This is a genomic window from Lachnoclostridium phytofermentans (assembly GCF_000733755.1).
In the GTDB taxonomy this organism is placed as follows: Bacteria; Bacillota; Clostridia; order Lachnospirales; family Lachnospiraceae; genus Lachnoclostridium; species Lachnoclostridium phytofermentans_A.
Map to the genome: position 1 here is coordinate 514,290 of NZ_JPOF01000007.1, position 13,179 is coordinate 527,468.

At 36.3% G+C, this 13,179-nt stretch carries 12 protein-coding genes; 11 read left to right on the top strand and 1 reads right to left on the bottom strand.

The window, feature by feature from the left end; genetic code table 11:
• Positions 1-3: 3 nt before the first annotated feature.
• Positions 4-3,948: a DUF5704 domain-containing protein gene (locus CC92_RS0118215; protein WP_029505246.1), complete on the top strand. Its 3,945-nt coding sequence runs from the start codon at positions 4-6 to the stop codon at positions 3,946-3,948.
• A gap of 209 nt (positions 3,949-4,157) precedes the next feature.
• A complete protein-coding gene (locus tag CC92_RS0118220; RefSeq protein ID WP_029505453.1) occupies positions 4,158-4,796 on the top strand; it encodes a DUF1836 domain-containing protein in 639 nt (212 codons plus the stop codon).
• Between the two features lie 57 nt (positions 4,797-4,853).
• On the opposite strand, the gene CC92_RS0118225 is transcribed toward CC92_RS0118220, so the two are convergent.
• Entirely contained in the window at positions 4,854-5,171 is a 318-nt protein-coding gene (locus tag CC92_RS0118225) for a YerC/YecD family TrpR-related protein (protein ID WP_029505248.1), read from the bottom strand.
• 389 nt (positions 5,172-5,560) lie between these two features.
• Between CC92_RS0118225 and rlmD the strand changes: the two genes are divergently transcribed.
• The 9 genes from rlmD to CC92_RS0118275 all read left to right on the top strand — a co-directional run bounded on the left by rlmD (position 5,561) and on the right by CC92_RS0118275 (position 13,171).
• The gene (rlmD, locus tag CC92_RS0118230; protein ID WP_031420544.1) at positions 5,561-6,955 is read left to right on the top strand and encodes a 23S rRNA (uracil(1939)-C(5))-methyltransferase RlmD; all 1,395 of its coding nucleotides are present in this window, start codon (positions 5,561-5,563) and stop codon (positions 6,953-6,955) included.
• A gap of 297 nt (positions 6,956-7,252) precedes the next feature.
• Positions 7,253-8,269, top strand: coding sequence for a ParB/RepB/Spo0J family partition protein (locus CC92_RS0118235; protein ID WP_081870270.1), 1,017 nt, complete (start codon positions 7,253-7,255; stop codon positions 8,267-8,269).
• Between the two features lie 31 nt (positions 8,270-8,300).
• Complete coding sequence (locus CC92_RS0118240; protein WP_330373308.1) at positions 8,301-9,239, top strand: ParM/StbA family protein; 939 nt, start codon at positions 8,301-8,303, stop codon at positions 9,237-9,239.
• The gene (locus tag CC92_RS0118245; RefSeq protein ID WP_051926213.1) at positions 9,226-9,657 is read left to right on the top strand and encodes a hypothetical protein; all 432 of its coding nucleotides are present in this window, start codon (positions 9,226-9,228) and stop codon (positions 9,655-9,657) included. Before CC92_RS0118240 ends, CC92_RS0118245 begins: the two co-directional genes overlap by 14 nt.
• A gap of 13 nt (positions 9,658-9,670) precedes the next feature.
• Positions 9,671-9,847: a hypothetical protein gene (locus tag CC92_RS22695; RefSeq protein ID WP_156037024.1), complete on the top strand. Its 177-nt coding sequence runs from the start codon at positions 9,671-9,673 to the stop codon at positions 9,845-9,847.
• Between the two features lie 323 nt (positions 9,848-10,170).
• Positions 10,171-10,341: a hypothetical protein gene (locus CC92_RS22850; RefSeq protein WP_170841245.1), complete on the top strand. Its 171-nt coding sequence runs from the start codon at positions 10,171-10,173 to the stop codon at positions 10,339-10,341.
• A gap of 55 nt (positions 10,342-10,396) precedes the next feature.
• Positions 10,397-10,567 carry a hypothetical protein gene (locus CC92_RS22855; protein ID WP_170841245.1) on the top strand — a complete coding sequence of 57 codons (171 nt, stop codon included), beginning with the start codon at positions 10,397-10,399 and terminating at the stop codon, positions 10,565-10,567.
• A 73-nt stretch (positions 10,568-10,640) separates the two neighbouring features.
• Positions 10,641-11,684 (top strand): ATPase, T2SS/T4P/T4SS family, encoded by a 1,044-nt coding sequence (locus tag CC92_RS0118270; protein WP_031420553.1) that lies wholly within the window; start codon positions 10,641-10,643, stop codon positions 11,682-11,684.
• Positions 11,685-11,686: 2 nt separating this feature from the next.
• Positions 11,687-13,171: a hypothetical protein gene (locus CC92_RS0118275; RefSeq protein ID WP_031420555.1), complete on the top strand. Its 1,485-nt coding sequence runs from the start codon at positions 11,687-11,689 to the stop codon at positions 13,169-13,171.
• The last annotated feature ends 8 nt before the right edge of the window (positions 13,172-13,179 follow it).

Below are 13,179 nucleotides of genomic sequence, written 5' to 3' on the forward strand. Positions count from 1 at the left end.
GCTTTGAATAAAATTAGAAAAATTTTGGTGTTTTTAGTTGTTTTTATTCTTTCCATAGAATCACTTTTACCATTGATAATAAGAGCTGATATCCTGAATAAGTCATATGCGGAATACAGAAATGATTACTTGGTGCAAGTTATAAAGAATGATGCTATAGAAAAGGAACTATATGAAATAAATTTAGAAAATGCCTATTCTGAAGGAATTATGAAAATGGTAGGTAAACATAAGAAAAGTGAATCCTCTATTCGCTATCAAACAGAAGGCTATAACTTTACCTTAAAAGTAACAGATGGGAACGTCACACAGTATAGTACTGCCAATGGTGTAGAAGAAAGAATATTTGTTTATCCAGATAGTGTAGTAGATAAGCACGAGGATGATGAAGTTATAACCACTTATATACTCCCTTTTTGGAAGGTAACCAAAGCAGCTTTACGAATGCATGTTGCAGAAGAGATGAGAAAGGGAAAAACACAGGATCAAGCGGAAAAGATAATAACTGATAAGTTAAATTCCGACGGTCTCATTATTTACATTAATCATGTTTTTGCAGTATATAATGGTGAAACAATGATGAAAGGACCTTATGCAAACCTTGAAGATATTATCAATGCAGCTGACTGGTCATATGAAACAAGAAAAACATATCTCCCCGCCTACTACGACATCCCTTTAAAAATAACAAGAAAAATGATCCCCTCTGGTTCCTATTCCATACAGCTAGTTGATATGACCGAAAACCAAACCAAAAAATTCACCCTAAGTGATGTTCTATCTGGAGAATATTCCATCGACTATCCGTTACCAGAAAGCACGCAAAATCAGCCAATTCGTGATGAAGAAACACTTATTTATGATACTCCTTCCCTGATAGCAGATCGTTCTGGGCAGCAGTATAAGTTTTTTGGGAAGGCATTTTATAGCTATGAGGATACTCCTGATAAGTCAGACGTAGCAAAAATTACGGAGAATCAAATCTCGCACAAAAACAGTGGGACTGGTAAGGGCGTATTAATGCTTGGGTATATCAAAGCAGGGGAAGAGTGTAGCGTAAAGGTAAACTATTATCATGAAAGTGATAGTGGAGTAAAGACTCTGATGGGGACGGATAGAGCTGGAACGATCAAACCAAACACTTCATTTTCCTTCCTAAAGTATGCGAAATCTAGTTACCCATATGAAGGAAATACTTACACCTATAAAGATAAATGGACTTACACCTATTACGGGGAAGATGGAGCGATGGCGACTAAAAATGGCAAGAGCGGTGAAACAAAGCTTACGATACCAAGCCTTATGAAAGGGAGTGAGGTTGTAATCTCTCTCTATTATAAAGGAAAAGACATTATCCTACCATCCACGATACCAGAGGAGACCATAGGTACCACCATAGATTATTTTGATACTTCAACTATCAATGGTAAAATTAGAGCGGATTACTATGGAGCTGAGAAATTTTCTGTAGATCAAGGGATACCAACTACAGAAAATCTATATACCTCAGTAATAGCACCAGAATACTTAATCAAAGCGTCCTTTCAAAGAAACGCTACCTACAAAGAGTTTCCAGTGGAGGCACGAAAGAAATACATATTAAAATGGTATACCGAAGAAGAGGTACCAATCAAAGGAGACATGGCAGGGAAAACAGAGATTATAAAAAAGAATCATACAGAAACAAAAGAGGTAAAGCAAGTGGTGACTATCACGAGACAGGTAAAGTATACAGAGCTAGTAAGCTTTGATTATTTTAGGATAACTCGGGCGAATCTAGAGAATGGAGCCTTACCACGAGGAGATATTACACTTCTTCCCTCTAGTTATTCGGTTCCCTCCTTATCCTATCAATCCTTTGGAGATCTCGATCAACATATCCTTGTTCCAGCAAAAGTAAAGTCAGGAGTAGATTTACCAACAGAAACAATCGATTTAGGCGGAGTGAAACCCTCTATTCCAATGTCAGACTTTACCTCCGAAGTGAATACCTTGATTCCTGAAGTGCAGGTTCGAAATGATGTGTTTCAATTCGATAACCGAACCGTTATAAATGATCAGTACAAATTAAAGGAAACGGAAGAAGCTGTCTATTCTGCTATTCTAAGACCAGAATTAACTCCGTATAACACTCTATATCAAACGAATCTAACAATTCCAGCCACCTTGGCAAATGCTAACTATCCCTCCAGTGGAAGCATTCTATATGAAAAGGTTGCATCTTTTCAATCGATAAAACCGTCTATGGAAACTTATCCGATATCAAATATCAATAGTGTCACCGTTCACACTCCTGTGTATTGTCAAGGGACGTTGGAACAAGACAATGCTAGTTATGTTCAACTTGCATCTCCAAATAGAAACTGTATTCCTCTTGTCTTAGATGAGGAGGGAGATAGCTCGGATTTTACAGTCGCAATCCGTAATCTTGGGTCACATAACTCTTATCCAGGGTATTATATAAGAGATTATGTTAGCAACACGTTAGGGAATGCTTACTACATAGCACGTGATTCTAAGGAAATTCTTCGAAATGAAGTCTGTTTTCCTTTCGATGTTCTAATAGATGTTAAGAACGACCGTGATAAATCAAATGATATCTTATTACAGAACAATACTTGGTATTCAGTTGGATTATACTCCACTCAACGATTTTATTTGCCAATGTATATCGAGTGTGGAATTTATACTGTTGAATTTCGAACCATTGCAGTAAATGGAGAGGGGATGCTCTCTAGTGTACAGTCCAGTGCGAATTATATAAGAAGTAATTATGTTGCCACGGATACGAAACAAGTCGAGGTATCCGGAAAAATCTATGGGTTAACCTTATATGATATCCAAGAGAATAACCTATGGAAAGAGGTGTTTCGCCCGGAGAATTCATTGCGATTAAAGATACTAGATACCATTATGGTAAAGATCATCGAGGGAGTAAAGAAAACCTTCCAAAGAATCGATGGAACAAAGCTAGGAGAGGAATATCAGAAAGAGAAACTATACTATTATACGGTCGGTACCAAGAATCAGTTTGGTATACCAACAGGGAGAAATGAACGATTTACTCTACCACTTGTGGATGGTTCTCACCCAAAGTATCTTAACAAAGGTGCGTTAAAGGCAGGATATACTTGGAGATTTACCCTTGATACGGTAGGAAATGTCACAGCGATGGATGAATCAAAAATTATAATAACCCCAACCTTTTTTTACGTTGATAAGGAGGGATTATATCGTCAAGAAGTGGATTTGTACTATTCAGATATCATAAACGGAAAGAGAAATCATTTTATCAAGGTAGGCAGTAAGATAGACTTAGAAAGTAAGAAACTAGCACAAACTGGAGATGTATATCTTGGTATTCCAGATGTGGAGTTAAAAGATACCGCAGCTATTCGAAACGTCTCATATAAAGCATGGGCTGCACAGAAAAAAGAAATGTATAGCTATGGAAAGATAGCAACGAACCTTGCATTTAAAACATTTTCAAATCAAAGTTATGCGTCCATACTACATCAGGGAACACTATCACAAGAATTGTTAACGCTTGGATATTCAAAGCTTAGGTTAACAAAGTACAAACAATCGTATTATTTTAATTACTCCTTACCATCGGATGTAAAAGCAGTTAAAAAAGGCACGGATGTACAAGCCTATGCAAAGAAATATGGGGTATCAAAGACGGATAGCTTGTGGTTATCAAACGGGTTTATCATCATTCATTTTGATATTAAGGTGTACGATGATAAGAATAATCTTTATCTTACCTATGATAATGTAAAAAATGTAGAGAATTATGGACATTGTAATATGTTTCAGATGGAGGGAATGAATACTAAGAAAAAGGACTACTTTGGAAGGGGGTTTTCGTTTGATTTTGGGGATGTAATTATGATTGATACGGATAAAACAAGTCTTGATGATTCGGTAGTTGGTGGACTTTATTAGACTTTTTTGGTGTGCTACAATTCCGTTGTTTGGTAAGATGAAGGAGAAATAGAGAAAGAAATCATCTACTAAATTAAGAAAATGCTAAATCCTGGCAGATAGTATACTGGATAAATTCATCTACTTTATTCATGTTGACATGTGGTATTCATTACTATATAATGTGACATAGAGGTGATATTTTGGACAAACAACGGGAAAAAGAGATAATGGAACTCATTGAAGGCTTAAAAAAAATCAACTATGTTAAGCCTGGAGACGTTCCAAACATTGATTTATATATGGACCAGGTGACCACGTTTATGGACAAGCATTTAGAGTCCTCAAAGCGTTATTCAGAAGATAAATTGTTGACCAAAACGATGATTAATAATTATACGAAGAACAATTTACTTCCGTCACCGGAAAAAAAGAAATATTCCAAGGATCATATGTATCTTCTTATTTTTATTTATTATATGAAGAATATATTATCTATTAGTGATATACAAAGTATTTTAACTCCACTAACGGAGAAATTCTTTGAAGGGGATAGTAAGCTTAGCTTAGAAGAGATATACGAAGAGATCTTTCGACAGGGAAATGAAATCTCCATGACTGTGAGTAAGGATGTGGTTCGTAAGTATCAAAAGTCAAAAGATGCTTTTCCTGAGATGGATGGCCAGAAGGATCACGATTTCTTACAGATGTTTTCCTTTGTTTGTATGCTATGTTTTGATGTATATATGAAAAAGCAAATGATTGAGAAGATAATCGATGATCATTTTACAGAAAAACCAGAGAAAGAAAAAGAAGCGAAAGAGAAATCGAAAGAGCACTCGAAAGAGAAGGATAAGTCAACTAAATAAATAAAAACTTAATTCAAAAAGGTATTCGCAATAGTTGCGAATACCTTTTTCTAATGATTATTGTTCTTGTTCATCATCCATTTGTGGAATTTCAGGAATTCTACTAAATACTAAATCATATCCATCATTACCGTAATTTAAAGAACGGTTCACACGACTTATAGTAGCAGTCGAAGCACCTGTTTTTTCTGCTATTTCAAGATATGTCTTCTTTGCACGAAGCATTGCAGCTACCTCAAAACGCTGAGAAAGAGAAAGCAATTCATTCACAGTACAGATATCTTCAAAGAAAACGTAACATTCGTCCTTGTTCTTTAGACTTAAAATCGCTTCAAATAAATAATCCACTGAAGCATTCTTAATGTTTTTACTCATTTTATTTACTCCTTTATAAGCTTTGCAATCATAGTAAGTACAATACAGGATTCCCTTATCCTTTGTAGGCAAACTAGCTACCAATTTTGATAGTGAGCTACATTCGTAAAATATACAATTCTAAATGTTATAATTAGAATCGTATCAATTATAACTATGTGTTCTACCTCATATAACTCTGGTACATTCACATTTTATCACTATACATTACTAAAGTAAAGAGTATTTTCTTATGTTTTTATGAAAGTTTTCTTAATTAGAATACGCTTGGTTACCTAGACAATAAAGAAAAGATTCGATATAATGGGTAAAGTGTTTATCAGGAGTAAATAAAAGGATAACAATCAGCCAAATACTTGGCTTAAATGTGAAATAGAGAGGAATATACGATGAAAAAAGGAACAGAATGTATTGGAGTAGTTGAACGAATTGAGTTTCCGAACAAAGGAATTGTAATGGTAGACGATGAAAAGATTATCGTAAAAAATACCATCACTGGTCAGAAAGTTCGTTTTGTGATAAATAAAGTCAGAAAAGGAAAAAGTGAAGGCAGATTGCTTGAGGTAGTGGAAAAATCGCCACTGGAAACAAAAGAAGCTGTATGTTCTCATTTTGGAGCTTGTGGTGGCTGTACTTATCAGACCATTTCCTATGAAACACAGACTAATTTAAAGGCAGAGCAAGTAAAGAAGTTAATTGATGAAGTGATTACTCCAGAGAATAAGGAGTATGAATTTCAAGGGATTGAGGGTAGTCCATTAGAATTTTCTTACCGAAATAAGATGGAGTTCTCCTTTGGTGATGAGTATAAAGATGGACCACTAGCACTTGGACTTCATAAAAAAGGAAGCTTCTATGATATTGTAACAACATCGGATTGTAAATTAGTGCATGAAGATTATAATAAAATCTTATCCTGTGTATTGACTTTAGCAAAAGAATATCATCTAACGTATTACCATAAAATGAGCCATGAAGGATATCTACGTCATCTTCTAATTCGCCGTGCAGCAAGAACTGGGGAAATCCTTGTGAATTTAATTACAACTTCACAAACCAATGTATTAGTAAATGGTGAAGAAGATTTCTTAAATAAACTTCGTGATACTCTTAAGAACCTTACATTAGAAGGTAGTATTGTCGGAATACTTCATACTGTAAATGATAGTTTAGCAGATGTCGTACAAAGTGATCATACGGATATTCTTGATGGACAGGACTACATCTTCGAAGAAGTACTTGGACTTAAATTTAAAATCTCAACCTTCTCTTTCTTTCAAACAAATTCACTTGGAGCGGAAGTGCTTTATAGTTGTGCCCGTGATTTTGTAGGTGACACCAAAGATAAGCTTATCTTTGACTTATATAGCGGAACAGGAACGATTGCACAGCTATTAGCTCCAGTTGCTAAGAAAGTTATCGGTGTAGAGATTGTGGAAGAGGCAGTGGTTGCAGCGAAGGAGAATGCATCTTTAAACAAATTAGAAAACTGTGAATTTATTGCAGGTGATGTCTTAAAGGTAATCGACACCATTGAAGAAAAGCCTGATTTAATTGTACTTGATCCTCCAAGAGATGGGATTCATCCAAAGGCACTTGATAAGATTATTGATTACGGAGTGGATCGTTTGGTGTACATTTCGTGTAAGCCTAGTAGTTTGGCGAGAGACCTTGTGGTTCTTCAGGAGAGAGGATACCAGGTGGAGAAGGTAAGGTGTGTGGATATGTTTCCTGGGACGGTGCACGTCGAGACAATAGTTGCACTACATCGGAAAGATACGTAAAAATCCTTGATTTTAGGCACTTTGAGAGACATTTCATGTTTTCTCAGGGAGACCGAAAAGAGAAGAAAAAAGCAATTTCTGATGGTGTGAACGTGTCGGTGGTTCTGGACATGGTGTTGGGGAACACATAAATCTACAGTTCATAATTTGGACTAAACGTTGTTATTTTTATCATTCAATTAAATATTAAAATGTCGAAGAGACCGCTTATTTTCAAGCTTTTGAGAATGAGTGGTCTCTTTTTGTTTGGAAACAAAAGAAACTGAAATTTAGTAATTAGGAGAGGTGGTGACTTAAATGGAAGAAAAAAATTCAATATGTTCCAATTGGCAAGGAGACCAGGGAATAGAGAGTGATAAGGATAATAAACATGAGAAAATAGCTGTTATTCCACTAAATCAGCTAAAAGATTTTAAAAATCATCCTTTCAAAGTGGAACTAAATACGGAATTGTTTGAACTGATGCAGAGCATTGAGAACGAAGGAGTATTAGCTCCGTTGCTGGCAAGACCGAATCCTGATGGAGAAGGTTATGAAATTGTAGCGGGTCATAGAAGAAAGGCTGCATGTGAATGGGCTGGTATAACAGATGTACCTGTTGTTATTCGTAATCTTGATGATGAGCAGGCAGTTATTGCAATGATTGATAGCAATCTTCAAAGAGAGAATATCAAACCAAGTGAGAAAGCGTATGCCTATAAGATGAGATTAGAGGCGATGAAAAGGCAGGGGCTGAGGACGGATTTAACTTCGTCCCAAGTTGGGACAAAGTTAGAGAATCCCACGGTAGAGGTAAACAAATTGGAAACTTCATATGATGATGAGGGAAAATGGAATATTAATAGTCAGGTAGATGATGATAAGAAATCAAATATAAGAACGGATGATCTTTTAGCAAAGCAAGTTGGTGAAAGTAGAAATCAGATAGCACGTTATATCCGACTGACTAATCTAATCCCTAAAATTCTTGATATGGTAGATGAAGGAAAGATAGCATTTACTATTGCTGTGGAACTTTCTTATTTAAAAGAAGAAGAGCAGTACGAACTTCATGCAGTAATGGAAATAGAACAATGCACGCCATCCTTATCACAGGCAAATCGTTTAAAGCGAATGAGCCAAGCAGGCAATTTAGATATGGATGCCATGTATGATGTTCTAGGAGAGGAAAAACCAAACCAGAAGGTACAAATCAAGATACAAGCTGAGCGGTTGGATCAATATTTCCCAAGTAATTATACAGACAGGCAAAAGGTTGAATTAATCGAAAAACTAGTGAAGAGTTGGCATGACCTACGTATACAGAAGAGGTAGTTCAATGATATTTAGAAGGAGGAAGCGTATTATGGAAGATAATCATATTGAAGTAATAGGAGTAGATCATGGTTGGGCCAATTGCAAAACGATTGGAAGTGTCTTTATTTCGGGCGTGAAAGAGATTTCAACAGAGCCGGCATTGTATGATAATGTCTTGGAATATGAAGATAAGTATTATAAAATCGGCGGTGAGAGATTAGAAGTTAAGGAAACAAAAGTTACAGATGAAAATTATTATCTGCTAACACTAGCAGCTATTGCAAAAGAACTAAATCGAAGGGGAATGAGAAATGCCAATATATTTTTGGCCGCAGGACTTCCGCTTACTAAATTTGGTAAGGAGAAACCAGATTTTATTAATTATCTGTTTAAGAATAAGCAAGCTACTTTTCGGTTTGAGAAGGAAACCTACCGTATTACGATTGTTAAGGTAGCAGTATTCCCTCAGTGCTATGCAGCTATGGCAGATAAAATGCCAAAAACAAACCGTAAGCAGATTGTTGTAGATATTGGAAGTTGGACAATCGATATTATGCCAATTAAAAATTGCTTACCAGATGAATCGTTGTGCGACACGATAGATGAAGGTCTAATTACCTGCATAGGTAACATTAATAATCAGTGTGTCAGACAGTTAAGTGGCAAGATTGATGAAAGTGATATTATCCAGATTATGATGGATGGAAAGAGTGATTTAGATATGGCATATCAGAAAATTGTTACGAAAGAAATTGAAGAATTTGCTGAAGGTATCTATAAGAAATTGATTGCTCATGGTTACAATCTGAATACAACACCGATTACTTTTGTTGGTGGTGGAGCAACAGTCATGAAGCTTTTTGGAAGTAGGAAGCAGAGTAATATTAATTACCTGGAAGATATTAAGGCGAATGCAAAAGGCTATGAATTTCTCGCTAAAGTATTTTTAAGTTCGAAACGAGGAGGCGGATTAAATGGCAAATCGTAAGGACGAAGGAGATTATCACAATGTAAGGTGTAGCAGGAATAATCCGCAGCATGTGTATGTGAATAAGATATTGAGCGATTTAAATATGGATATCTATAAATCTAAGAATCAATTTATTATTGATGCAGTTGAGGCATATTGCAGAATGTTAAATCAAGATGATCTTACAGTAAATGCAACAATTGAGCGGGCTAGAAAAGAAGGCTATGTTAGGAGGAAAGATTTAGATGAAATTAAAAAAGATATTTGCAGTAGAGTTGTTAAAGAAGTGCAACAGGAAGTAATATCTATGTTAGGAACTGCTTTAGCTGCAAAACAGTCAGTAAATGTAACAGAAGAAACAATTAAGGTTAAAGAAGATAACTTTGGTGAAGTAAATGATGCTGTTGTCGGCTTAGCAACAAATTGGGTTGAATAAATGGAGGTACATTATGGCAAAGAACATAATAATCAAAATTGGATGTGTTTTATTAATGATATTAAAGGGAATTGTATGGAGTGCGCTTGCAGTACTTAAGCTTGCACTGGAATTCCTCAAAGTTACACTTTTGTTATTTGGTCTTGTCATGAGAGTATTTCTTGCATTTGTAAGGGTAGGAACAGCGTAAGGAGGTGAAGCTTATGCTAGTAGCTGGATTCAAGGAATATTTAAAGAACCGCAGGTTTGTGCAGTATTTCTATAAACTGCAAAAACAGATGATTCGTTAGGAGGATGAAGATGCATTTTATACGGGACAAACCATAGGTTGTCTCCGTGTAACCGAATAGAAAGTCTAAGGACTTCCATCTGTATAGTGGATAGGTTTGAAACGGAAAACAACCAAGCCTATCCCTTATAGAAGGAGTGGATAGGCGTCGTAAACAGCTTGAAATATAGCTGTTTTTTTATTACGCATAATTATAACAAATTAGAAAGAATGAGGATTAGAAAATGAAAGAGATTTTTGAACAGTATGGATCAGTAATTATTGCAGCAGTAGCAATTAGCGCGTTAGTAGCCATCATCGTAATGCTTTTAGCAACAGATGGAGTAGTAGCAAACTCCTTTAAGAACTTGATCGACAGCTTCTTTAACAGAGCAGCAAGCACGATTACAGGCTAATTACAGTAACTCAGTAAACCAATAACAACAAATTAGAAAGAATGAGGAATAGAGAATGAAAGAGATTTTTGAACAGTATGGATCAGTAATTATAGCAGCAGTAGCAATCAGTGCATTAGTCGCCATCATCGTGATGCTTTTAGCAACAGATGGAGTAGTAGCAAACTCCTTTAAGAATCTGATCGACAGCTTCTTTAACAGAGCAGCTAGTACGATTACAGGTTAATTTAGCAGATCAGATAGTTTATCGAAAAAATCACACAGAGAGGGGATAAGTTCCCCTCTTGGAAAGGAGTTTTATGGAACGTACTACAAAATGGGAATTGGTACCCGCACATTTTGGACCGCTTTGGTCCTATGTGGAAGATGATGAAATCACAGATATTGATTTTAATGGCAGAGACCTTTGGATTACCAATACTGCAAATGAAAGAATTAAAGTGGAGGATCACGGTGTTACAAGAGAGTTTATTGAGAAGTTCAGCCATTATATTGCCAACAACGTAAGTAAGGCATTTAACAAAGTGGAAAATCTGTTAGAAGCAGATACGGATACTCTTAGAATCAGCATTGTCCATGAATCCTCTGCGATTTCAGGAAGATCAGTTTGTATCAGAAAAACACTTCCGATTGTCCGAATGACCAGGGAGAGCATGATTACCGACGGATATTGTAGCGAGGAAATATTGGAGCTTCTTACAAACTGTGTGAAAGCTCGTATGAATTTTGTGTTCTGTGGAGAACCGGGAGTTGGAAAGACAGAAGGGATAAAATTCTTTTCTCAGTATATTTCAGAAAGTGAAAGAGTGATTACCATAGAGGATACACCGGAACTTCATTATCGTGAGATTAACCCAGATAAAGACTGTGTGGAGCTAATGGTATCAGAAGGATTTGGTTACACAAAGGCAATTAAGACAAGTCTACGTCAGAATCCAAAGTGGCTGATGTTATCGGAAGCCAGATCTGTGGAAGTGAAATATTTGCTGGAGAGCCTATCAACAGGAATTAGAGGATTTACCACCATTCATACGGATGATGTAAGAAAGATACCAGATCGAATCTTAAACATGCTTGAGAGTAGGATGGATGCTGACCGAATGGAAAATGATATTTATATGTTTATTGATGTAGGAATCCTAATCCGCAAGAAGCAAATGGAGGATGGAAAGGTACACAGATATATTGATCAAGTTTGCTTTTTTTACAGAGAAGATGGTAAAAATATAACTTTTCCAGCGGTTTTGAATGGTAAGCTTGTAGAAAAAAATCTTCCAAATCCGGTACTTGAGAAATTTGAACGTGTGGAAATCTTACCATTTACCTGTAAAGGAGGGAACTGATTATGAAGAAAAAGAGTGGAATTAAGTATCTCAGATACCGAAATCTGACTCAGGAGTTAGCAAAGTACGGGTATGAGTATACACCGAAAAAAGCCCTGTTTGCATATGGAATGATTGTTCTAGTGGCAGCTATTTTTGGACTGTTATATAAACTGGAGCTGCCATATATAGCTGCAATTGGAATTATCGGTTTGGTCTTTTCTCCAATGGTTATCTTACAGACGATGAAGGGAAGATACCACACCACCATGTTTTCCTTGGCGAATAACTATATGGAGCAGTTTTTGTATTCTTTTAAGAGGAATGGAACTGTTTTAAATGCTTTATTAGAGACAGCAACAATTTTTGATGAAGGAATATTTCATGAAGCTTTAGAGAGAGCCATAGAGCATATTCAGTATACAACGGATAGTGAAGATCCCGAGAGAGAAGCCTTAGATATAGTAGGAGAATTTTTTCACTGTGAGAGAATCGATGCAATACACTCCTTTGTTATCGGTGCCCAGAGACGAGGTGGAGATGCAGGAGGAAGCATTTTATTGCTTGCGAAGAATAGAGCAATGTGGGCGGAAAGAGTAATGAATCTTCAGAAAGAATTTCAGATTGTAAAGCGAAATATTATGATTGCGCTGGTTGCTACAATGCTCATATGTATACTTCCACTTTATCTACTTGGTGGGAATTTGGATATTAGTTCAATTCCACTTTGCCAGATATCTGCGGTAGTACTAATTGGAATCTGTATGCTGATTTATGTGAAAGCAGATAAGAAACTTTGCAGAAGCTGGATTGAGAAAGAAGTGGACAGTACCGGAATGGGTAAAAAATATCTTCAGGTCAGAGATTACGATGAAGCAAAGGAGGCGAAGAGTAGCCAGAGGATGGCAATTATTCCAGTCATTCTTTTTATCGGTGCTTTTATTTATTTTAAAAATAGCGCAATCTTGGTAGTTGGAGTTGTTGTGGTGTTATTCTTCTTAAATCAACATAAAATCGGTCATAATCTTGCTATGAAAAAGGTAGCAAGGGAGATTGAAAAGCAGTTTCCAAACTGGCTGATGGAAGTGGCGTTATTGTTACAGACAGACAATGTTCAGATGGCAATCCGTAAATCTATGGATAGTGCTCCAGAGGTACTAGTGTATGCATTGGAAGATTTGATTGATCAGTTAGAGGAAGATCCTAATGCTATTGAACCGTATCACAGATTTTTGAAAGAATATCGTAACCCTGACGTGCAGTCAGCCATGAAAATGTTATATGCACTTTCTAGTGGGAATGCAGGAGATGTTACAAAACAGGTAGAGGAATTGATTGACCGTAACAATGCAATGATGGATAAGGCAGAAAAATTAGAGCAGGAGGATAAGATTGCCGGAATGAAGGTATATATCTTACTACCATCCTTATTAGCTTCTTTTAAGTTGATGGTGGATATGGCACTGCTATTAGTAGTGTTCCTTCAAAATCTGACCTTTGGAATGTAGGAGGAAGA